19 protein-coding genes and 1 pseudogene are annotated in these 22,634 nt (G+C 67.9%); 5 read left to right on the plus strand and 15 right to left on the minus strand.

What is annotated here, in order from left to right; translation table 11 throughout:
- Window positions 1-483 precede the first annotated feature (483 nt).
- The 13 genes from K1T34_RS41250 to K1T34_RS41310 form a co-directional block, all read right to left on the minus strand.
- Window positions 484-1,731 (minus strand): hypothetical protein, encoded by a 1,248-nt coding sequence (locus tag K1T34_RS41250; protein WP_255637938.1) that lies wholly within the window; start codon window positions 1,729-1,731, stop codon window positions 484-486.
- A gap of 755 nt (window positions 1,732-2,486) precedes the next feature.
- Window positions 2,487-3,209, minus strand: a complete 723-nt coding sequence (locus K1T34_RS41255; RefSeq protein ID WP_255637939.1) for an STAS domain-containing protein — start codon at window positions 3,207-3,209, stop codon at window positions 2,487-2,489.
- 109 nt (window positions 3,210-3,318) lie between these two features.
- Complete coding sequence (locus tag K1T34_RS41260) at window positions 3,319-3,768, minus strand: DUF1931 family protein (protein WP_220240100.1); 450 nt, start codon at window positions 3,766-3,768, stop codon at window positions 3,319-3,321.
- The gene (locus K1T34_RS41265) at window positions 3,768-5,459 is read right to left on the minus strand and encodes an FAD-dependent oxidoreductase (RefSeq protein ID WP_220240101.1); all 1,692 of its coding nucleotides are present in this window, start codon (window positions 5,457-5,459) and stop codon (window positions 3,768-3,770) included. The genes K1T34_RS41260 and K1T34_RS41265 overlap by 1 nt, the downstream gene beginning before the upstream one ends.
- Window positions 5,456-5,719, minus strand: a complete 264-nt coding sequence (locus K1T34_RS41270; RefSeq protein WP_220240102.1) for a ubiquitin carboxyl-terminal hydrolase 14 — start codon at window positions 5,717-5,719, stop codon at window positions 5,456-5,458. The genes K1T34_RS41265 and K1T34_RS41270 overlap by 4 nt, the downstream gene beginning before the upstream one ends.
- Window positions 5,720-5,725: 6 nt before the next feature.
- Window positions 5,726-6,208 carry a thioredoxin gene (trxA, locus tag K1T34_RS41275; RefSeq protein ID WP_220240103.1) on the minus strand — a complete coding sequence of 161 codons (483 nt, stop codon included), beginning with the start codon at window positions 6,206-6,208 and terminating at the stop codon, window positions 5,726-5,728.
- On the minus strand, window positions 6,205-8,835 hold the full coding sequence (gene clpB / locus K1T34_RS41280; protein ID WP_220240104.1) for an ATP-dependent chaperone ClpB: 2,631 nt from the start codon (window positions 8,833-8,835) through the stop codon (window positions 6,205-6,207). Before clpB ends, trxA begins: the two co-directional genes overlap by 4 nt.
- Window positions 8,826-9,122 (minus strand): chaperone modulator CbpM, encoded by a 297-nt coding sequence (locus K1T34_RS41285; RefSeq protein WP_220240105.1) that lies wholly within the window; start codon window positions 9,120-9,122, stop codon window positions 8,826-8,828. Before K1T34_RS41285 ends, clpB begins: the two co-directional genes overlap by 10 nt.
- The gene (locus K1T34_RS41290) at window positions 9,122-10,045 is read right to left on the minus strand and encodes a DnaJ C-terminal domain-containing protein (RefSeq protein WP_220240106.1); all 924 of its coding nucleotides are present in this window, start codon (window positions 10,043-10,045) and stop codon (window positions 9,122-9,124) included. The genes K1T34_RS41285 and K1T34_RS41290 overlap by 1 nt, the downstream gene beginning before the upstream one ends.
- A gap of 6 nt (window positions 10,046-10,051) precedes the next feature.
- Entirely contained in the window at window positions 10,052-10,582 is a 531-nt protein-coding gene (locus K1T34_RS41295; RefSeq protein WP_220240107.1) for a nucleotide exchange factor GrpE, read from the minus strand.
- A gap of 9 nt (window positions 10,583-10,591) precedes the next feature.
- The gene (dnaK, locus tag K1T34_RS41300; protein ID WP_220240108.1) at window positions 10,592-12,472 is read right to left on the minus strand and encodes a molecular chaperone DnaK; all 1,881 of its coding nucleotides are present in this window, start codon (window positions 12,470-12,472) and stop codon (window positions 10,592-10,594) included.
- Window positions 12,472-13,020 (minus strand): general stress protein, encoded by a 549-nt coding sequence (locus K1T34_RS41305; protein ID WP_220240109.1) that lies wholly within the window; start codon window positions 13,018-13,020, stop codon window positions 12,472-12,474. The genes dnaK and K1T34_RS41305 overlap by 1 nt, the downstream gene beginning before the upstream one ends.
- Before the next feature lie 10 nt (window positions 13,021-13,030).
- A complete protein-coding gene (locus tag K1T34_RS41310; RefSeq protein ID WP_220240110.1) occupies window positions 13,031-13,492 on the minus strand; it encodes an Hsp20/alpha crystallin family protein in 462 nt (153 codons plus the stop codon).
- Between the two features lie 165 nt (window positions 13,493-13,657).
- On the opposite strand from K1T34_RS41310, the gene K1T34_RS41315 reads away from it, so the two are divergent.
- The gene (locus K1T34_RS41315; protein ID WP_255637940.1) at window positions 13,658-15,448 is read left to right on the plus strand and encodes a CdaR family transcriptional regulator; all 1,791 of its coding nucleotides are present in this window, start codon (window positions 13,658-13,660) and stop codon (window positions 15,446-15,448) included.
- 204 nt (window positions 15,449-15,652) lie between these two features.
- Here the strand turns inward: K1T34_RS41315 and K1T34_RS41320 are convergent, their stop codons facing one another.
- Complete coding sequence (locus K1T34_RS41320) at window positions 15,653-17,089, minus strand: MFS transporter (RefSeq protein WP_220240111.1); 1,437 nt, start codon at window positions 17,087-17,089, stop codon at window positions 15,653-15,655.
- Between the two features lie 167 nt (window positions 17,090-17,256).
- Here K1T34_RS41320 and K1T34_RS41325 point away from each other — a divergent pair, with 167 nt between their 5' ends.
- From K1T34_RS41325 to K1T34_RS41335, 3 genes and pseudogenes are all read left to right on the plus strand, one after another.
- Window positions 17,257-18,159, plus strand: coding sequence for a LysR family transcriptional regulator (locus tag K1T34_RS41325; protein ID WP_220240112.1), 903 nt, complete (start codon window positions 17,257-17,259; stop codon window positions 18,157-18,159).
- Between the two features lie 264 nt (window positions 18,160-18,423).
- Window positions 18,424-19,320: an alpha/beta fold hydrolase gene (locus K1T34_RS41330; RefSeq protein WP_220240113.1), complete on the plus strand. Its 897-nt coding sequence runs from the start codon at window positions 18,424-18,426 to the stop codon at window positions 19,318-19,320.
- A 50-nt stretch (window positions 19,321-19,370) separates the two neighbouring features.
- A pseudogene (locus K1T34_RS41335) lies at window positions 19,371-19,526 on the plus strand (transposase); the annotation flags it as partial.
- A gap of 469 nt (window positions 19,527-19,995) precedes the next feature.
- Here K1T34_RS41335 and K1T34_RS41340 read toward each other — a convergent pair.
- On the minus strand, window positions 19,996-20,835 hold the full coding sequence (locus K1T34_RS41340) for a dioxygenase (protein WP_220240114.1): 840 nt from the start codon (window positions 20,833-20,835) through the stop codon (window positions 19,996-19,998).
- Between the two features lie 169 nt (window positions 20,836-21,004).
- On the opposite strand from K1T34_RS41340, the gene K1T34_RS41345 reads away from it, so the two are divergent.
- The gene (locus K1T34_RS41345; protein ID WP_220240115.1) at window positions 21,005-22,534 is read left to right on the plus strand and encodes a 4-hydroxyphenylacetate 3-hydroxylase family protein; all 1,530 of its coding nucleotides are present in this window, start codon (window positions 21,005-21,007) and stop codon (window positions 22,532-22,534) included.
- The last annotated feature ends 100 nt before the right edge of the window (window positions 22,535-22,634 follow it).

Below are 22,634 nucleotides of genomic sequence, written 5' to 3' on the forward strand. Positions count from 1 at the left end.
GGCGACACAACCCCGACGGCGAAGGAGAGTGCACAGTGGATGGTCACCTCTGGCACGACGACGAGCTCGACTACGCGGCGTCGAACGCGGCACAACGATTCGACCTGGACCAGGACGTCCGGGAGTCGGTGCAGGTTTGTGGTGATCCACACCGAAACCCGAGGTCCTCACCCATATCAAGATCATCACAACCGTGTCGCCACATCACCAACGTGCCCGAACAGCACATCTAGTGAGGGCGCCAGAGCAGATGATGACGTGCTACGCGCGCTGGCCACCGAGATTAAGGTGCCGACCGCAGTTCTCGCCGTCGCACCGGGCACGGCCGAGGTCCTCGTCATGATGACCGCGCTCGCCGACACGAGCACCAGCGCCCGCCCGGTGATCGATACCCGCGTGCCACAGGTTGCGACGCTGTTGCGCCAGGCCCAGCAGCACACTGTGGACTACGTGACGCTGCGGCCGTTCCGACCTCGTCGCGGCTCACGACCACCTCATCGCCCATCTCCGCGTGGGTGGCGCGCCGGAATCGGAGCGGTCGTCGCGGCACGGCTGGGCGGGCTGCGAACTCCGCCGTCGCTCACTCGTCGTTCGGCGAGGTCTGCGTGCGGCATTTCGTGTCCACGGACGTCCGCTCCTCCCGCCGGCGCCGGTTTCGTCCTTGGCGTTCCCGCTCACGGGGCTGTAGGTCGCGCTGCGGACGGTCTCCTTGTCCTCCGGACTGGACCCGAGCGCACCGGCGACGATCCCGACCGAACTGCACAGCCACACCAGGTTCAAGTACGAACCCACACCGTCCGGGTGCCCCAAGGTCTGCGCGAGATAGCCGCTGTCGAGCAGGACGGCCGCCGCGAGCAGCGCGAGCACGAACAGGATCGCGTACATGCACGCCACCCCGACCGCCAGCGTGGTCGCCGTGGAAACGTTGTACATCACGGCCTTCCGTCGCTCGGCAGCCTCGGAAGGCCGGTCCCACATGTGGTTGTACACCACCAACCACACCGTCATGACCAGGACGGTGACCACCGTGATCGCTGTGAGCCGCAGCGGGGACAGCGCGTCCGCGAGCTTCCAGAACGAACTGGTGATGATGCCGTAGGCGGCGGTCCCGGCCGCCGCGGTGGCGCCCGCCAGATGCGGGACGAGCCGCCACGGACGGTTGTCCCGCACCATCCCGGCCAGCAGCCGCACTTGACCACGCAACCCGACCAGAGCGAGATGGGTCTCGGCGGACCGGTGTCCGCCCGACACCCGCTGCGTCGGGGCCAGCGCCTCACGCGCCCGTGCCACCGCCCCCCGTCTGGCGCGGTCCCCGTCGATCCCGAGCCGCCGCGACACCAGCTGCCGCACCACGCGGATCAGCAACGCCCGTGCCCGGTGACGCACCATCACCGCACCGAGCGCGGGAAACGAGATCATCGCGACAGCGTGCTCGACATCGACACCGGCGACGACAGGTTTCGTCCCCGCGCGCCGGAGCAAATCGGTGACCAGGACCACCAGGTCCCAGCCCCGGTCCTGCCGCTGCCGCTGCGACAACGTGCGCATCGGAATGCCACCGTCTGCGTCCAACGGCAACTGCTCCACCCGATGCTCCACTCGCCACCGCGTCCGCCCGCTCACCCTCGCGGCGAAAACCCCGGGCAGATCGTCGGCGATCGTCGTGATCACCTGCTCCGGCGGCCCCTCGTCAGCCAGCACCCCGACGACCACCTGGTGTGGTGCGTTCATCCGGTTCACCTCGCTCATCGGCACCCGCCGGGTTCCCTGGGGATCCCGGCCCAACCGCCGAGTTCCGGCGACGTCGACCGGAGCGTGGTTCGGAGTCACCCAGGGTTGCGAACCGGTCGCCGTACTCGTCTACGTGGCCCGGAACGTCTCGACGGTGAACACCAGCTGACGCACGTGTCGAGAGGCGCGGACCTTGACCCCCGGTGACAGGGGTGGACACGGTCGGCTGGTTGCGGCCGCGCACTGCGTACGCGCCGACAGTGACCGTCGGCGCTTGCGCGGCCAGTCGACGCCGGGTAGCCGCTGATGCTGCGGAGGGACGTCGGCGACACCTTGAGCGAGCCGACCGACTCGGCGGGGCGCGACCTGAGAAGCTGCGTCGTGCAGCACGGTCGAGCCCAGCTCGGTCAACCGTGTACGCGCCGAGCGGACCAGGTCCAGGGTGGCGGATAGCAGTCCGTGCCGAGCACATTCTCGCGGACGTTCAGGACATTCGGGTCGACGCGATCACCCTGCAGGGGAACACCGAGCTCCATTCGAGGGCGGCGCCTACCTGGTGCACGCTCGTGACGCGCACGTCGGCGTGCCCACGCCACGACGGTTGCCAGCACCAGGAGCTACCGAGCAGCACGAAAGTGGGAATGAGGTTGGGGCTCCGGGTCAGGTAGGTGACGATCGCGGACAGCAATCCTAGGACCAGGCAGGCTCCGAATATCCGAAGTCCGTACGTCGTTTCGGCCGTTCAGTAACGGCCTTCATCTGCGCCTTCCCCATCGCTCGCCTGAGCCGTGGGCGGCTGTATCGATGAAAGTCCGATACCGGGCTGCGGATCCGGGCTCCGCGACGTCCTCGAGGCCTTGGGGGCAACGCAATGACGACCACAGCACGGCACGCGGTTTCGGGTCGTCGATGACGGCGCGGTACTGGGAGAAGACTTCGGCCAGCAGGGCGTCGTCCATCGCGTACAGCACGGGCGGCGCGAGGCCGGTCAGCTCGAACAGGCCGTTGAGGGCGGTGAGCCTGTCCTCTACTTTGTGCACGAGTTCGAACAGGCCGTCGTCCACCGGCTTGACCTGGGACAGATCGACCACCAGGTGCCGCGTGCCGGCGTGGAGCAACCCGGCGAAGTGAGCGGCCAGGAGGCGCAGCGCCCGCGCGTCGATCGATCCACTGACGGTGACGACGGTGTAGTGCTCGCCCCGCAATGTTGAGGTGACCGTGAGATCTTCCGTTTTGCCGGTGGTCTCGGCCGGTGCACCGCGTGCCTGCCTTGTGAGGCGTTGCAGCTCTGCGAACGCGGCTACGTACGCCGGCTGATCGAGGGTGAGTGAGAGTCCAATGACCATACAGCGATCGTGCTGATCACCGGCCTCGACGGCTTCACCCTGGTGGCACCAAAAAGAGGAGTCGCTGCTGGCACATCGGGACAGTGTCTGGCGTGCCTTCCTACGATCGTGATCAGGCGGAGGTAAGTTCATGTCCGCGAAGGACGGCCGGACTCGCTGCCTGCGGTATCGTCGCCACGCCGCCCGGGCCGCCGTTTTCCCGGCGGATGAATGCCTTCCGGTGAACCTCGTGCGCGCCTGCCTAGAGGAGCAGTTCGAACATTCGGAAGACCTGTTCCCATTCCGCGGAGCCGGGGTTCTTGAGGCGTGGGTCGGTGATCTTGAACGCCTGGGCGAGAGCCACGCTGAGGCCGCCGGCGATGGCCGGGAGCCGTGCCTCGGTGTCTTCGGAGATCGCGATCCCGAGCGGGGGACGCGTCAGGAGCTGATCGAGCAGCGGCACCACTTCCAGGTCTTCTTCCATCTTGAGGAACTCGTGCATGCACTCCTGCAGCCCCTTGGTGATCGGCAGGTCTCTTTGCTCGATGACGTCCCGTCCGTTGGCCTTGGCCGTGGCCTTGGCGACTACGAAGAGGTCGTAGATCTTGCGGTCCAAGAATTCGTCGTACCGTTTCAGATCGCTCTTGTCGACATTCAGGCTCGCGGCCACCCGGAAGAACCGTTCGAACCTTGCCGCGCCCATGACCGGCATCAGGCCTCCATCGAGAGATGTTCGTGTACGAACCGGACGGCCATGGCGCCTTCCCCGATCGCCGAGGCCACTCGTTTGACTGAGCCGTGGCGTACGTCCCCCACAGCGAACACACCTGGCCTGCTCGTCTCGAGCACCAGTGGCGGGCGCTGTACTCCGCGCCACACGTCGGCATCCCGGTGCCCCTCGGCGTCCGCCCCCGTGAGCACGAAGCCGTCCTCGTCGAGGGCGACCATCCCGGAAAGCCAGGCGGTGTGCGGGGAAGCCCCGATGAAGACGAACAGCGCACGCGCGTCGAGGAAGCGGCGCTCGCGGGTGCGGTTGTCCTCGACGACCAGGGATTCGATGCTGTCGCCGCCGACGAGCTCACGGACTTCGGTGTGGTCGAGCACGATGATCCGCGGATGCCGTTCGACCTGGTCGACGAGATAGCGGGACATGTTCACAGCGAGATCGCCCCCGCGCACCACCAGGTAGACCACCGGCGAGCCTTCCGCAAGGAATACCGCCGCCTGACCGGCCGAGTTGCCGCCGCCGACCACTGCCACGGGGGCGGCCCGGCACCGACGCGCTTCGTGCAGAGTCGCGGCGTAGAAGACGCTGGTCGCTTCGAACTTCTCGATGCCAGGTACGAAGAGCCTGCGGTACCGGGCACCCGTAGCGATCACGAGGGTGCGGGAGACGATCTCGATGCCGTCGTCGAATCCGACGGCGTAGTGGCCTCCGCGTGGATCGAGGGTGCGCGCCTCGGCTGAGACCGCGACGCGAACACCGAACTTGGCCGCCTGGATCACCGATCGCTCGGCCAGCTCCGCACCGGAGATCCCCGGAGGGAAGCCCAAGTAGTTCTCGATGCGGGAGGTCGTCCCGGCCTGGCCGCCCGGGGCCACGGCGTCGAACGCCGAAAGCCTCAACCCGTCGGAAGCGCCGTAGACCACCGCGGCCAGACCGCCGGGCCCGGCGCCGACCACGAGCAGGTCCTGTACACCGCATTCCGGTTCCGGTGGCCGCAGCCCGACTCTCCTGGCCACCTCGGCGGTGCTCGGGTTCCGCAGCACTTCGGTGCCGTTCAGCACGACCACCGGGGTGTCCTCGACGTCGACGCCGAAGCGCTGCAGGAGCGCCTCGGCCTGCTGATCCTTCTCGACGTCGACCAGTCGGTACGGGAGCCGGTTGCGCGCCACGAACTCCAGCAGCCGCCTGGTATCGGGGGAATAGCAGGAGCCGACGATCCGCATCCCGTGGCCGGACCCGATCAGGAGTGCCCGTCGCACGAGGTAGGCACGCAGGATCAGGTCGCCAAGCACAGGATCGCCGAGCACCAGGCGCCGCAACGCGCTCACCGGGATGGCGAGCACCTCGCCGGACTCGGCGGCAACGGCGCCGACGAACGCGGGCTGCTCTTCGAGCAGGCCGAGTTCGCCCAGGAACCGGTGGTGTCCGTGCACGCGCACAACCTTTGCGTCGCCTCCGGTTCCCTCCACGACGGCAACCTTGCCGCTCAAGATCACAAAGAACTCGGAAGTCTGTTCCCCTTGCGCGTACAGCACCTCGCCCGCCTGGACCGGACGACGTTCACCACCTGCGCCGAGTGTGCGGATCTGCTCGTCCGTGAGCCGGGGGAATGCTCCGTACGGATCCGGGGTCTCGGTAAGCGGCGCGCCGACCTCGATCCGGGTCGCGGCTGTCATACGAATGCCTGATCGACGTAGCACCAGCGCCAGGTCTCGCCGGGCTCGAACGAGCGCACGATCGGATGTCCGATGGCGTGGGCGTGACTACTGGCGTGCTTCATCGGCGACGAGTCGCAGCAGCCGACGTGCCCGCACGTCAGGCACAGCCGCAAATGCAGCCACGACGTGCCGGCGACCAGGCACTCCTCGCAACCCTGCGGGGTTCGCGGCACGACGTCTCGTACGAACTCGAGATGCCGGTCGACGACACTGGTCATCACAGGTCACCTTCCTCGCTCATGGCTGGCCTCGTGAGCACTTTCCGGTTGCGCTATCGCCTGATCGAGCCACTCGCGCAGCACGTTCACGGGCGCAGCTCCCGCCTGCCGCGCGACTACCTCACCGCCGCGCAGCACCATGAGCGTCGGCACGGCCTTCACGTCAAACCGCTGCGACAGCCTCGGTGCCCTGTCCACGTCGACCTTCACGAGCTTGACCTTCCCGGCCCGCTCCCGTGCGAGCTGGGCCAGCGCGGGGCTGACCTGGCGGCAAGGCCCGCACCAGGCGGCCCAGAGGTCGACCAGCACCGGCATCGTGGCCTGCTCCGCGACTTCCGCGAAGTCGGTCTCGCTGGTGTCGACGATCCAGGGCAGCGGCTCGTGGCAATGCCCGCACGTCGGCTTGCCCGCGGCAGCCGTCGGTACGCGGTTCTTGTGCCCGCAGTGTTCGCAGACGACCGTGCCGGTGCTGCCGGTGTCGGTGCTCATGCCGCGAACCTCCCTTCGCCCCCGCCGAAGGTGACGACGAGCTCGCCGTCCTTGGCGTCGACGGTGATCACCAGCCCCTCGGTCGGTTCACCGCGCAGAAGCGTGCGGCCGATCTTGGTCTCGACCTCGTGGGAGATGTACCGGCGCAGCGGCCGGGCGCCGTACACGGGGTCGAAACCGTGCTGGGCGATGAGCTTCCTCGCCTCTGCGGTGAGCTCGACCGAGATGCCCTGTTCGTCCAGCCGCTGGCGCAGCTCGTCGAACTGCAGGTCGACGATGCGCTCGATCTCGGCCGGTCCGAGCGGGGTGAACAGCACGATGTCGTCGACGCGGTTGAGGAACTCCGGCCGGAAGTGGTGCCGCAGCCCGGCCAGCACGGCGTCCCGGGCATCCGGCTTGATCTCGCCGGTGGAGGTGACCCCGTCGAGCAGGTGCTGCGAGCCGATGTTGGAGGTCATGATGATCACCGTGTTGCGGAAGTCGACGGTGCGGCCCTGCGCGTCGGTGATCCGGCCGTCGTCGAGCACCTGGAGCAGCGTATTGAACACGTCCGGGTGCGCCTTCTCGATCTCGTCGAACAGCACGACCGAGTAAGGCTTGCGCCGCACGGCTTCGGTGAGCTGCCCGCCCTCGTCGTACCCGACGTAGCCCGGCGGAGCGCCCAGAAGCCTCGAGACGGTGTGCCGCTCCTGGTACTCGCTCATGTCGAGCCGGACCATGTTCTCCTCGCTGTCGAACAAGGCCGCCGCGAGGGTCTTGGCGAGTTCGGTCTTCCCGACACCGGTCGGGCCGAGGAAGATGAATGACCCGATCGGTTTGCGCGGATCGCGGATGCCCGAACGTGCCCGGATGATCGCGTCGGCGACCAGCCGGACGGCCTCGTCCTGACCGACCACCCGCTCGTGCAAGATCTCATCGAGCCGCAGCAGCTTTTCCCGCTCGCCTTCCTGCAGCCTGGAAACCGGGATCCCGGTCCACGAGGCGACGATCTCCGCGATCTCTTCCTCGGTGACGACCTCGTGCAGCAGCCGCTTTCGGCCCTGCTTGCCCGCCAGCTGTTCTTCCTCCGCAGCAAGCCGGCGCTCGGCTTCGGTGATCTCGCCGTAGCGCAGCTCGGCCGCGCGGTTCAGGTCGTAGTTCCGTTCCGCTTGTTCGGCTTCTTGGCGCAGTCGTTCCAGTTCGGATCGCAGCTCCTGGACCCGCCGGATTGCCTGACGCTCGGCTTCCCACTGCGCCTTCTTCGAGTCCGCTCCGGCACGAAGATCGGCGAGTTCCCCGCGGAGATCCTCCAACCGCGCCTTGCTGGCGTTGTCGGACTCCTTGGACAGGGCGGCTTCCTCGATCTCCAGGCGGGTGACGCGCCGGGTGAGCTCGTCGAGTTCGGCGGGCATGGAGTCGATTTCCGTACGCAGCCGTGCGCACGCCTCGTCGACGAGGTCGATCGCCTTGTCCGGCAGGAAACGATCGGTGATGTAACGGTGGGACATGGTCGCGGCGGCGACCAGCGCGCCGTCCTGGATCTTGACGCCGTGGAACACCTCGAGCCGCTCCCGCAGTCCACGCAGGATCGAGACGGTGTCCTCGACGGAGGGTTCATCGACGACGATCGGCTGGAACCGGCGCTCCAGCGCGGCGTCCTTCTCGATGTGCTTGCGATACTCATCGAGTGTCGTCGCGCCGATCATGTGGAGCTCACCGCGCGCCAGCATCGGCTTGAGAATGTTCCCGGCGTCCATCGCGCCTTCGGCGGCGCCGGCGCCGACGACCGTGTGGAGCTCATCGACGAAGAGGAGGATGCGCCCCTCTTCCGCTTTGACCTCGGCCAGCACGGCCTTGAGCCGCTCCTCGAACTCGCCGCGGTACTTCGCCCCGGCGACGAGTGCGCCCATGTCGAGGGAGAAAATCGTCTTGTCCCGCAAGCCTTCCGGCACGTCGCCGCGCACGACCCGCTGGGCGAGGCCCTCGACGATCGCCGTCTTGCCGACGCCCGGGTCGCCGATCAGCACGGGATTGTTTTTCGTCTTTCGCGATAGGATCTGGATCACCCGGCGGATCTCGGCGTCCCGGCCGATCACCGGGTCGAGCTTGCCCGACCGCGCGTCGGCGACCAAGTCCCGGCCGTACTTCTCCAGCGCCTCGTACGCGCCCTCAGGGGTCGCCGAGGTGACTCGCTGGTTGCCGCGGATCTTGGTCAGCGCCGCCAAGAACGACTCGCGCGTCACGCCGTATCGGGTCAGCAGCCGCCCCGCGGCGGACTTCGCACCCTCGTCGGCGAGGGCCAGCACGAGATGTTCGACGGAGACGTATTCGTCCTTGAGTCGCTTGCCTTCCCGTTCGGCGGCGTCCAGGAGGCCGGCGAGGCGCCGGGTGAGGTAGACCTGGCCGGGTGCGGCGCCGGGGCCGGTCACCTTCGGTCGCCGCGCGAGTTCCGCCTCGGCGGCTTCGCGAAGACCGTCGACGTCCGCGCCCGCCTGCACCAGCAGCCGGGGCGCCAAACCGTCGGGCTGATCGAGCAGGGCGAGCAGCAGGTGCTCGCCGTCGGTCTCGGTGTGGCCGTGGCGCTGCGCCACGCTCTGGGCCTCCTGCAGCGCTTCCTGCGATTTTTGGGTCAGCTTGCTCATGTCCATCGCCGGTGGCTCCTGACTTGGGCTTCGAGGACGTCGATTCGGTCCAGCAGGTCGAGCACGAGCCCGATGGCCGCGTAGTTGAGGGAAAGGCCCGCGCGCAGGCGCTGGATGCGCGCGAGGGTGGCGACGGCGGACGGGGCGAACCACAGCCGCCCGCTCGCATCGGCGGTGCCGTCCACCAGGCTCAGCGTGACGAACCGGCGGATCAGCTCCGGGTGCAGTCCGCTTCGCGCGGCTACCGTGTCGAGGCTGAGCCGGACGGGACGGGTGAGCAGGTACTCGGCCATCAGGTCCTCCTCGGGTCGAAATCGGACACCGCGGCGAGTTCCTCGAAGAGCTCGCGCTCCCGCTTTCCGAGCTTCTTCGGCACCATCACGCGTACCTCGGCGTAGAGATCGCCCGGCTTGCCCTTGGGGTTGGGCAGGCCCTCGCCGCGCAGCCGCAGCCGCCGTCCGGTTGACGAACCGGGCACGACCCGCACCTTCACCTCACCGTCGGGGGTCAGCACGGGAACCGTGGCGCCGAGCGCCGCCTCCCAGGGCGCCACCGGCAGCTCGACCGTGATGTCGCGCCCGGACAGGCGGTAGCGGGGATGCGGCTTGATCCGCACCACGAGGTAGAGGTCACCGGGCGCGGCGTTCCCGGACGCCCGCCCGCCCTGACCGGTGAGCCGGATGCGCTGCCCGTCGAGCACTCCGGCCGGAATGTCGACGTCGTAATCGCGCTCGCCCGCGCCGGCGATGCTCAGGTGCCGTCGCCCGCCCCGGTAGGCCTCCTCGACCGTCAGTTCGAGTTCGGCCTCCTGGTCGGCGCCCGCGATTGGCCCGGAACCCCGGCTCCGGAAGAAGCCGCCGAGCAGGTCCTCGATGTCGACGTCTTCGAAGCCCGTGAACCCACTGCCGAATCCCGGCCCCGCCTGGGCGTAGCGGCCGCGGCTGCTACCCCGCCCACCGGCACCGGCGTACACCCGCTCGTCGAAGTCGTCGGGAACGCGGCGGAAGTCCGCACCGAACCGGTCGTACTTCTTGCGCTGCTCTGGGTCGGACAGCACCTGGTAGGCCTCGCTGATCTCCTTGAAGCGCTCTTCGGCGCCCGGGTCGGAGTTCACGTCGGGGTGGAGCTGCCGCGCCAGCTTCCGATACGCCCGCTGGATCTCGTCTGTGCTCGCGGTTTTGGCGACACCGAGGGCCTCGTAGAAATCGGTTGCCACCGGCCATCACCCCTGTGACTTGGACACCGTCACGGCCGTCGGCCGCAGCTGGTGCCGGTCGGTCCCGTAGCCGGGGCGCACCACACGGGTCACGGTGTTCGGTTCGGTGGCGGGGTCGTCGACGACGGCGACGACCTCATGCCTGTTCGGGTCGAACCGGACGCCGGTTTCGTCGTCCCGCGGGTACCCGAGCGCGGCGAGCAGCTGGACGGCTTGATCCCGGATCGCGTGGACGCCCTGCACGATGGCCGACGGGTCAGCCTCGGCGTGCGCGAGCGCCAGTTCGAGGTTGTCGAGCACCGGAAGCCAGGCCGCCGCGACCCTCGCCCGCTCGGCTTCCACCTCCCGCCGCATCTCTGCGGCATGGCGCTTGCGCACGTTGTCGAGGTCGGCCACGGCCCGCCGCCACCGGTCCTCGAGCTCGGCGAGTTTCTCCTCCGCCCCGGCCGCCACTTCCTGCGGGCCGGGCGCTGTGCCGGCCTCGGCGACCTCCGCGGAGGGGTTTCCCTGCTCCGCGGCCTTTCCTGGGGTGGTCATCGATCCGCCTCACGCCCGGTCGAAGTCCGCGTCGATCACGTCGTCCTCGTCGGCCGATTGCTGCGTGCCGCCGCCGGAACCGCTGCCACCTTCGCCGCCGCCGCTCGCCCGGGGAGCGTTGAGCCCGGCCAGCACCTGCTGCAACTCCGACGTCAGCGAACGGACCTGGTCCACCGGAGCCGCGTTCTTCACGGCTTCACGAGCCTCTTGGACGAGCATCTCCGCCCGCGCCTTCTCGTGTGGCGGGGTGGTGTCCGTGATCGCCCGTTCGACCTGGTACGCCGCCGAGTCCAGCAGGTTGCGCGCGTCGACCTCCTCACGCAGCCGCAGGTCCTCGGACCGGTTGCGTTCGGCTTCGGCGACCATGCGGTCGATCTCCGCCTGGTCGAGATTCGAGCTCTCGCTGATCGTGATGCCCTGCTGCGCACCGGTGTCCTTGTCCTTGGCGGTGACATCGAGGATGCCGTTGGCGTCGACGTCGAAGGTGACCTCGATCTGGGGCTCGCCCCGCGGCGCCGGGCGGATGTCGGTGAGCTGGAAGCGCCCGAGCACCCGGTTGTCGGCCGCCCTTTCCCGTTCGCCCTGGAGCACCACGACGTCGACCGCGGGCTGGTTGTCCTCCGCGGTGGAGAACACCTCGGTCCGCCGCGCCGGGATGGTCGTGTTGCGCTCGACGATCTTCGTCATCACGCCGCCCCGGGTTTCGACGCCCAGGGATAGCGGGGTGACGTCGAGCAATAGGACGTCCTTGACCTCACCCTTGAGCACACCGGACTGGACCGCCGCACCGAGCGCGACGACCTCGTCCGGGTTGACGCTCATGTTCGGGTCCTTGCCACCGGTCAGCCTGCGGACCAGGCTCTGCACAGCCGGGACCCGCGTCGATCCGCCGACCAGGATGACCTCGTCGATGTCGTTCGCGGTCACCTTCGCGTCGCCCATTGCCTGCTTGACCGGGCCAAGGCAGCGCTCGACCAGGTCCGCGGTGATCTGCTCGAACACCGAGCGCATCAAGGTGGTCGTGAGGTGCTTCGGGCCGTCTTTGTCCGCGGTGATGAACGGCAGGCTCACGCTCGTCTGGCTGACCGAGCTGAGCTCGGCCTTCGCCTTCTCCGCGGCTTCGAAGAGCCGTTGCAGCGCCTGCGGATCCGCACGCAGGTCGATGCCGTTGTCCTTCTGGAACTGATCGGCAAGGTGGTCCACGATCCGGCGGTCGAAGTCGTCGCCGCCGAGGTGGGTGTCCCCGGCGGTCGACCGGACCTCGACCACGCCGTCTCCGACGTCGAGCAGGCTCACGTCGAAGGTGCCGCCGCCGAGGTCGAACACGAGAACCGTCTCGTGGTTCTTCGAGTCGAGCCCGTAGGCGAGCGCGGCGGCGGTCGGCTCGTTGATGATGCGCAGGACCTCGAGGCCGGCGATTTTGCCGGCGTCCTTGGTGGCTTGCCGCTGGGCGTCGTTGAAGTACGCCGGCACGGTGATGACGGCCTCGGTCACCCGCTCGCCGAGGAACTTGCCCGCGTCGTCGGCGAGCTTGCGCAGGATCTGCGCGCTGATCTCCTCCGGCGAGTAGAGCTTGTCGCGGACCTTGAACCGGACGACGCCGCCCTCACCCTCGACGACGTCGAAGCCGACAGCCTTGGCCTCGTCGCCGACTTCGTCGTATTTCCGGCCAATGAACCTCTTCGCGGAGTAGACGGTGCCCTTCGGGTTGAGGATCGCCTGCCGGCGGGCCAGCTGGCCGACAAGCCGCTCCCCGCTTTCGGTGAACGCGACAACCGACGGGGTGGTCCGGGTGCCTTCGGAGTTGGCGATGACCGTGGGTTCGCCGCCTTCCCAGGTGGCGATCACCGAGTTGGTCGTACCCAGGTCGATGCCGACCGCCTTGGCCATCAGACACTTCCCTTCATCTTGGCGAGCAGGTTCTTGGCGTCGTCGGCAACCGCTTCGTCGGCGACGACCTCGTAGCGGGTGGGCGTCATGACTCGGACCGAGGCGAAGTCGCGGCGGCCACGCTGGAGCGCGTGGATGACGAGGCCGAAGATCGCGCCGATCACTGCGCCGAACAGCAGTCCATACACGGCGAGGGTGAAGGCGGCCAGCAACGGCGTGAACCAGTTGAAGGTCCCGAACAGCCAGCCGATCAGCAGTCCCGTGACGGCACCCGAGCCGGCTCCGCGCAGCGCGGCGCCGCCGTAGTTCAGGCGCCCGACGACCTGCTCGACCAGCTTGACGTCCGAGCCGATGATGGCGACCCGCTGGACCGGGAAACCGTTGTCCGACAGGTAGTCAACAGCACGCTCGGCTTCGCTGTAGGTCTCGTAAGCGCCGATCGGACGACGCTGGCCCGCGGCGCGCTGTTCCGATGTGAGCTTTTCTGAAGCTTGCTGGTCCGAAGAGTGACGCGGTGATGGCGCCGCGGCGCCCGGCTGCGCAGTCATCTTCTGGCTCCTAGACGTTCGCGTGTTCTTCTCGGGAAGCCTTGATCTGAGGCTTCTTTTCGGCCGTCTCGGTGCCACTGCCGACTTCGACCTTGCGAGGCTTGCTGGCTTCGGCAACCGGGATACCGAGCATCAGCACACCGTGGTCGACCTCCGCGGACAGCCGCGTGCTGTCCAGGTTGTCGCCGAGGAAGAATTGGCGGCTGAACTCACCCTGCGGCCGTTCGTCGACCACCAGTTCGTCACCTTCACGGCGCAGCGGGGCGCGACGGGCACGCACGGTCACCACATTGCGTTCCACCGTCACGTCGACGTCGTCGGGGTCCACTCCCGGTAGGTCCAGCGCGACGACGAACTGGTCGCCGCGGCGGAAGGCCTCGATCGGCATCGCCCGCGGGCCGCGGGCACCTACCAGGGCCTGCTCGGTCAACCGTTCGAGATCGCGGAACGGGTCGAAACGCATCAATGTCATGACTCTCCTCATTCCTCGTCCGGGTACTTGTCGCACAGAGACCTACCGCGTCCAACGGACTTTGCGACGCGTTTCTCCTAGCGGACACGAGTTTTGCGGGTACCGAGAGAATCGGGACCGTCGCAGCGGCCTCTCGGGACACAACACACCGTGACAAGGACGGCCATGTTCGCGCGTGCGCCCGGCAGGTCGAAATTCGCGCGAACGATCGACCCGGCAGAGCAGGATCATCCGTGTAAAATTTTGACCAGTCGGCGGTCGGAGGCCCGGATGACACCCGCGGCGGCGGGCGGAGCCCACCAAAATCCACAAGGGTCGGACAGCTGGTGGCGTGGCCACTTGTCGAATTTGCGCGGGCTCTTCGTCGTTTCGGCGACGATGTTCGACGGCCGCGAAGCCGACGACATCATTCGGCTGGCCGCCACCTCGGTGCTGTCGCTGAGCGGCTGTGGCGCCAAGGCGGTGTACCTGATCATCGACGGCGCACTCAGCCGTCGTGATGACGCGGAGCCGGACGCGGAGCTCGACCGACAGGTCCGTCTCCTCGACGGCGACAGCGGCTCGCTCGTCCTACCCGACGGCGATTGGTACTGGGGCTTCGCGCTGCATGGCCTGAGCGGCCTGAAAGGCTACCTGGTGGTGCACGCGGCAATGGAGCCGTCGAGGGACGAGTTCTTCTTGCTCGAGGCGCTCAGCCAGCAGGCGGCGGATGCGCTGGCGAACGCCGCGCTCCACCGGCGAGAGCGGGAACAGGCCCTCGACCTGCAGGAGCTCAACGGCAGGCTGTCCGCATCGGTCGCCCGGCTCGAGCAACAGACACACGTGCACGAGGTACTCACCAACATCTCCGTGTCCGGTGCGGGCGAGCCCGGCATCGCCCACGCGCTGCACCAGCTGACATCGTTGCCGGTCGCGATCGAAGACCGGTTCGGCAACCTGCGGGCCTGGGCCGGTCCCGGCAAGCCCGACCCGTACCCGAAGCCCAAATCCCACCGGCGCGAGGAGCTACTCAGGCGCGCCGCGGCGGTACCACATCCGGTCCGGGAGAAGGACCGGTTGATCTCGCTGGTCAAACCGCGCTACGAGGTGCTCGGGGTGGTGGCGCTCGTGGACCCCCGCAGGACCGTGGGCAGCCACGAGGTGTTCGCGCTCGAATACGGGACAACGGTGCTGGCGCTGGAGCTGTCCCACCAGCGCAATCTCGCCGAGGTCGAGCTACGCCTGCACCGTGACCTGGTCGACGACCTGATCACCGGCACCGACGACGAGAGCGCCTACGCTCGCGCCGACGCGATCGGGCACGACCTGCGCGGCCCTCATTACGCGATCGTCGTCCAATGGGGCGGACGGCAGGCCGACGACGCCCTCGCCCACGCCACCGGCCAGGCGGCTGCGTCGCTTCAGCTGAGCTCGATGATCTCGCGGCGCGCGGGAGCGGTGGTGCTCCTCGTCAGCGGCCGCCCGGACGGGGACGCGCTGTACCGCACCCTCTCGGAGAGCCTCGGAAGCGCCTGCGCGATCGGGGTCGGTGCCCGCTGCGACAGCCCTGGCGATTTTCCGAGGTCCTACTCGGAAGCCTTGCGAGCCTTGGACATCCGTCAGAAATCAAGGTCACCCAATGGTGCGACGGCCTTCGACCAACTGGGCATTTATCGCATTCTGGACACTGGAGACAATCGCGCCGAAATCGTCGCGTTCGTGCGGGAATGGTTGGGCCAGCTTCTCGACTACGACGAGCAAAAGAACACGAATCTGGTCCAGACGCTGTCGCAGTACCTCGAATGCGGCGGACACTACGACGAGACCGCTTCCGCGTTGGTGATCCACCGCAGCACCCTGCGCTACCGGCTGGGCCGGATCCGGCAGATCACCGACCGCGACCTCAATGACGTCGACAGCAGGCTCAACCTGCACGTGGCCTCCAGGGCATGGAAGGTCCTGCAGGGTTCCGAGTGAGCGAGGAGGGCTTGCTCGAAGCGACGGCGCGGCGGTAGCGGATTCGCCTGGTGCTATCGCCGGCGGGTTCGGTCTGATGACGCGCCCCCGGCCCGGCGAACAGCTCGCCAGGTAACGCTTCCGGTCAGCCCGCCGTAGGACCTGTCAGCTTTTACCGAGTTGCGGGGCGGGCGGCGCGGAGGGCGGTGCGCCCGGGCCAGCCTGCTAGTGCCCGGGTTCACCGCGGTGTGATTTCGTGCTGAGCTGGAGCGCAACGATGACCGCGGCGAGGACTGCGAGACCGGTCGCGATGAGAAATGACAGGCGGTAGCCGTCCACCAGTGATCCGCCGTGGCCGTCGGTGGCCGCCGCGGCCGCGGTGGCGAGGATCGCGAGGCCGACTGCGGCGCCGGTCTGCTGGCTGGTGGTGAACAGCGCCCCGGCCAGTCCCTGGTCGCTGCCCCGAACCCCGCTGGTGATCGCGATCGACGCGGTCGGCAGCGCCAGCCCGACGCCGGCCGCAGTCAGCACCAGCCCCGGCAGCACCGCCGCCGGGTAGCTGGCCCCGGTGGTGATCTGCGCGAGCCACAGCTGCCCGGCGCCCATGCAGGCCAGCCCGGCCAGCAGGACGGCCTTGATGCTGAACCGGGCCAGCAGCCGGCGGGTACCGAGGGTGGAGACAAACACCACGGTCACGGTCGACGGGCCCAGCGCCAGGCCGGTCGCCACCGGGCTGAACCCCAGCACCCTCTGCATGTACAGCGACGCGAAGTACACGTAGCCGGCCAGGATGGCGCCGATCAGCAGCATCGCCGCGATCGCGGCCCGCCGGGCCGGCTCCGCCAGGATCGACAGGGGCAGCATCGGGGCCGCCGACCGTTTTTCGGCGAACACGAAGCCCGTGCTCAGCAGCACCGCCAGGGCGAGAGCGATGATGGTGACGGGCGCGGTGAAGCCGTGCTGTTGCCCGCTGCTGAGTCCGAAGATCAGCGCTGCGATGCCGGTGGTCACCAGTAGTGCCCCGCGCACATCGACGCTGCCGCCGCCACCGGACCGGTTCCCGGCCGGCAGCTGCGGGACCAGCGTGAGCATGATGGCGATGATCGGCGGGTTGATCAGGAACACCGCCCGCCAGCCGAAGTACTGGGTGAGCAGCCCGCCGGCCACCACCGCGGCGGTTGCGCCCGCGGCGGTGGTGGCCTGCCAGATCGCCAACGCCCGGTTGCGCGCAGCCCCTTCTGCGTTGGTCGTCGTCAGCAGCGACAGCGCAGCCGGGGACACCATCGCCCCAGCCGCGCCCTGCACGATCCTGGCGATGATCAGCATGATCGGCCACTGCGCGAGCCCGCAGGCCAGCGACGCGATCCCGAACAAGGCCAGGCCGGCGGCCAGCACCTGCCGCCGGCCGAGCAGGTCCGCCAGGCGACCACCTGCCAGTAGCAGCGACCCGAAAGCCAACGCGTACCCGGTGACGATCCACTGCAACTCCGCCGCGGGCATGCCCAACTCCCGCTGGATCGACGGCAATGCCACGTTCACGATGCTGAAGTCCAGCTGCAGCACGAATTGGGCGGCGCAGATCAGCGAGATGACGAACACGGCCCGCCGCGAGCCGCCCGCAGCGGGCAGTGGCGCGGCGCGATTCGTCGAGTGGTCTGCCATGGGCGGATCTCCTGTCCTGACTGTGTTCCTTACTGGTTCGTCGGCGTCAACCACGCCCGTCAGAACTTCGATGCCGGTCCGGCGGCAGTGCGCACAGATGCACTGCATCTGCCTGACAGATGACACTGTCCAGATATGCTGCAATTCAGGCCTGGAGGCGGTGTCCGATGGAACTCAGACAGCTACGTCATTTCCTGGCGTTGGTCGAGGAACGCAGTATCACTCGCGCTGCCAAGCGCGAGCTCATCGTGCAATCAGGCCTGTCGAATTCCCTCCAGGCCCTCGAACGCGAACTCGGTACGCCCCTCTACGTCCGCGGAACCCGGCCCGTCCGGCTCACTGCGGCCGGCGAGGCTTTGGTGGGCCCGGCTCGCCGGACCTTGACCAGCGCTGCGCAGGCGGAACAGGCCGTACACCACACCCGTGACGTGCTCATCGGCACACTGCGCGTCGGCGTCTCGCACTCCACTCAGCATCTGGTGCCGTTCATTTCCTATCTCGGCGAGTTCACCCGCGAACATCCCGGCATCGACCTACGCCTGCAGTACGCGCCCGCGTTGACGATGATCTCGATGGTCGAGGCGGGAGAACTGGATTGCGTGATCGGGCCCGCGGTCAACCAGGTCCCGGGCCTCCGGATGACTCGCCTGGCGCGAGAACCGCTGCACCTCGTCTGCCGTGCTGATCACCGCCTGGCAGAGCAGGCTGAGGTCCACATCAGACAACTCGCCAACGAGCGGTTCGTCGAAGTACCCGCAGGGTGGACGGGTCGCCTGTTGAGTGACGCCGCGTTCGCCGGCGAAGGCATACCGCGCCGCATCGTCTGTGAGGTCGGCGACTGGGAACTGTTCCTCGAGCTGGTCAGCGCAGGCGTCGGTATCGGCTTCGCTCCAGCCGGCCTGCACTACCCGGTGCTCACCGCACCAGACAGCGTTCTGCGGCTCATCGCCGTTGAGGACATGCACCCGGAAAGGCACATCTACCTGATTCTGCCCTCGGTGGGCGAGACCAGTCCGGCAGCACAGCGGTTCGCCGATCAGCTGCTGCGCATCCACCACGCGGGCAGCTGATCGTCACCGGTAATCCAACCCAGCCTTGCCACCTCGGAAGTGGCGGCTGCCGGTGCGCCCATGGGGCGACCATCTGATCGTCAGATGCACTCCATCTGTGACAGGTGCGCCGCAGGCGACATCGGCGGCCACGGAGACACGGTTGTATGAAGCGAAACTTCCATGCCGACCGTGGACGCCGACCCAACGGCCGCCGCAGCCGCTCTGGAAGATCCACCACCCAGTCGGCGCCTACACGGCCGAAGAGAAAAGGAGTTCGCCGAGATGAACCTCACCGACCACGCCGGAGTCCGGCTCACACACGGCAAACCCAAGGTCAACGGCGTGGAGATCCACTACGCCATCGGCGGGGCCGGCGAGCCGGTGTTCTTGCTGCACGGCGTGCCGAAGACCATGTCGTACTGGCGCCACCTCGTGCCGCTGCTGACCCCGCACTACACCGTCGTCGCGGTCGACAACCGAGGCGCCGGCGGCTCCCAGCGCCCCCTGACCGGCTACGACACCGCCACGATGGCCGCCGACGTCGCCGACCTGGCCACCCACCTGGGCTTCGACCAGTTCCGCGTCGTCGGCGAGGACTGGGGCGCGGCCATCGCCTACGCCGTCGCGGCCTTCCACCGGCCCCGGGTGCGGCAACTGGTGTTCCAGGAAACGCTTCTGCCGGGATTGCCGGCCGGCCCGGGATTGCCGGGCGGCGGACCCGACCCTTCGCTCGCTGCCGACGACGTCCGCACCGGCTGGCACTTCAGCTTCTTCAGCCTGCCGCACGTGCCCGAGTTGTTGCTGGCCGGGCGGGAACGGCCGTTCTGGACCTGGTATGCCCGACGCCAGATGTGGGACCCCACCGCGCTGGCCGAGGAGGACGTCGACGAAATAGTGCACTCGGCCGAGCAGCCGGGCGGCACCCGGGCCATCTTGGAGATGTACCGCGCCCGCCAGGCCGACGCCGAACAGAACCGCCCGCATTACGCCGACCCGATCAGCTGCCCGGTCCTGGCCGTCGGCGCCCAGGCCTACCTCGGGGACGCGGTGTCCCAGCAGCTCGCGCAGGTGGCCCGCGACGTCCGCGGCGTCGTCATCCCCGCGTCCGGTCACAACATCGCGTGGGAGAACCCCGCCGCCCTGGCCCAGGCCTACCTCGACTTCTTTGCCGCCGGCTAAGAGCGTGTCTCAGTAGGGGTTTGGCTGGTCTTGGTGGATGATCTTGGGATGTGGATGATCTGTCTCGGCGGTTGGTGCCGGATGAGTTGTGGGCGCTCGCGGAGCCGCTGATTCCGGAGCACGGGGTTCGTCGGCAGGGTGGTGGACCGGCGCGGATCGACGACCGGGCGGTGTTCACGGCGATCGTGTTCGTGTTGACCAGTGGGCCGAGATGAGTTGACGGGTCGGGCGTAGGTGGTGATTCTGCGTAAGCTCGTGGGTTACCAGATCGCCGGGTTTCGTGGTGCTGTGCAGAACAGTCGCGCCGCTGCGATCACGCTGGACCCGCTCGAGGACCGATCGTGGTCGTGGGCATTCGGCAGTACCTGCAGCAATGGGTGCAGCGGGACGGGAACCTCGCCGGCGGGCCGGCGAAATGCGAAATGAGGCGTTCAGCGAGAACCCACTGGACGCGCCGGCCACGAAAGAAGATCTCCTCACCACCTCCGCAGAAGTGATCACTTCCTCCAGCTGCCTGGTTTGTGGTTGCTGGTAGAGGAAACGTGCCCGAAACGCCGGTGCTGGACCGTCCACCGACGGATCAAACGCCCGGTTCGTCGTCGACTTTATATGCCAGTTATGACGACGCACCGGGCGCCGGAGTTTTGCAGCCACGGGTTGGCGGCGATCGGAGCCTCAGTGCAGGCGGTCCAGCACGAAGGTGTGTTCGACGAGATCGTACGGCCGGTCCCGCCCCTCTCGGAGGTCACGTCGGTACAGCAGCGACCGCTTGGTGCCGAACACCGGGTCGTTGGTGAGGTACGGGTCGTCGTCGCGGAACAGCATCGTCGTCACGGTCGAGAAGCCTGGTGCCGCGATCCGGACGTGGATGTGTCCGGGACGCATGACCGGCCGTCCGGTGGCGTGCATCAGCTCGCCGACGGGTCCGTCGTCCGGAATCGGGTAGGGCGCCGGCGCGATGCTGCGGATCGTGACCGTCCCGTCCGGGCCGGTGCGGAACAGTCCGCGCATCGCGGCGGCGTCCAGGCCGGGCACGTCGGAGTCGTAGTGGCCGTGGCTGTCGGCGTGCCACACGTCGAATTCGGCTCCGGGGACCGGAGCGCCGGTGGTGTCGACCACGGTGGCGTGGAACAGCAGTGGTGTGCCGGGGAGCCCGTTGGAGATGTCGGCGCCGTCGGCGAACTCCGGCCGTACCTCCCGGTAGAAGGGGCCCTGGACGCTGTTTTCTGTCGTGCCGGTGCTACGTCGGTGGTTGACCGTGTCGACGAGCATGGTCACCCCGAGCACGTCGGAGAGCAGGATGAACTCCTGCCGTTTGTCATCGGACTTCTGTCCGGTTCGGGTCAGGAACTCGATCGCATACGCCCATTCGGCCTCAGTGAGATCCACGTCGAGGACGAAGTCGTGCAGGTGCTGCACCAGCGCGGACAGCACCGTGCGGATTCGCGAGTCCGGCGTGTCCACCAGTGTCTGCAGCACCGCTTCGGTGATGGTCTTCTCGTCCGGGTCCAGCATTTGTTCCTCCTCGTGCTTGCGCCGGAAACGTAGCCGGACTGCCGTTAGCCGCGGCGAAATCACGTGTTAACTCAGATTCACCCGGCGAGCTCGAGTTTGTCTCACCCCGCTGCGCGGCATGGTCGGTACCGGCGCATCGAGACGCGCCACTGATCGGAAGGAGCGACCTGTGCCGCGAACCGGTAAGGAATACCTGGACGCACTGGACGACGGCCGTGTGGTGTGGGTCGGGGACGAAAAGGTCGACAACGTAGCCACCCATCCGAAGACGCGTGACTACGCGAAGCGCATCGCGGACTTTTACGACCTGCACCACCGGGACGACCTGCGTGATGTCATGACCTTCATCGACGACGCCGGTGAGCGTCGTTCGATGACCTGGTTCCGTCACACGACGAAGGACGAGTTGAAGCAGAAGCGCGGTTATCTGGAGACGGTGATCCGCGAGCTCGACGGCGGCGCCGTACCGAGGACGCCGGACGTCAACAACTACGTGCTGCACACCTACAAGGACGATCCCGTGCCGTGGAGTGAGCAGTCGCAGGGCACCGGTGGGCGTGACCTGACAGTGGGAATCCAGGAGTTCTGGGACCTGATGGTCGACGGCGACCTCAACGCCGCGCCGGCGTTCGTCGACCCGCAGGCGGACCGGTCGCGTGAGTCGGCTCAGGCCGAGTCGCCGGCGCTGCGGATCGTGGAGACCCGCGAGGATGGCATCGTCGTGCGGGGTGTGAAGGCCATCGCGACGGGTGCGGCGTTCGCCGACTACATCCACATCGGGGTGTTCTTCCGTCCGGGTATCACCAGCGAACAGGTCATCTTCGGCGCGGTCCGGGCGAACACCCCTGGCGTCACTCTGGTCTGCCGGGAAAGCACGGTGAAGGAAGGGCAGTACGAAGAGCACCCGCTGGCTGCCAAGGGCGACGAGCTGGACACCACGATCCTCTTCGACGACGTGTTCATCCCGTGGAACCGGGTCTTTCACATCGGCAACCCGAAGCACGCTTCGCTCTACCCCCAGCGGGTGTTCGACTGGCTGCACTACCAGGCGCTCGTGCGCCAGACGATCCGCGCCGAGGTGATGGTCGGCCTGGCCCTGCTGATCACCGAGCACGTGGGGACCTATCAGCTGCCGCCGGTCAAGGCTCGGCTGGCGCAGCTCGTCGGCTTCCACCAGACGCTGCGCGCCCACGTGCTCGCCTGTGAGGAAGACGGGTTCACCACACCAGGCGGTCTGTACAAGCCGAGCGTGCTGCTGTTCGACTTCGGCCGGGCCTACTACCTGGAGAACGTGCCCCGGATGGTCAACGAGCTGGTCGATCTGGCCGGGCGATCATCGCTGATCTTCCCCACCGAGAAGCAGTGGAACCAGCCGGAGCTGCGCCGGTGGCTCGAGCCGTTGCAGACCGGTCCGATCGGGCGGCCGCACGACCGGCTCAAGATCAGCCGGGTCATCCGGGATCTGTACCTCTCGGACTGGGGTGACCGGATCAGCGTGTTCGAGAACTTCAACGGAACCCCGTTGCTGGCGGTGCGAATGCTGACCATGGCTCGCGCCGAGATGGCACCGTCGGGTCCGCTGGCCGACCTCGCGCGAAAGATCGCCGGTATCGAGCCGGCAACCCCGAAGGACGACGGGAAGACGGAGTACGCCGGGCAAGCCGCCTACGCACGCCAGCAGGACGCGCGGGCCCATTGACCGCCAGACCGCGGCTTGGGACGGCCGGTGCCCACCACCCGGCCGTTTCGGGCCGCCACCAAGCCGGAGAGTGAGACAGGCGGGCACCGCACTTCATCGG

Source organism: Amycolatopsis sp. DSM 110486, from assembly GCF_019468465.1.
In the GTDB taxonomy this organism is placed as follows: Bacteria; Actinomycetota; Actinomycetes; order Mycobacteriales; family Pseudonocardiaceae; genus Amycolatopsis.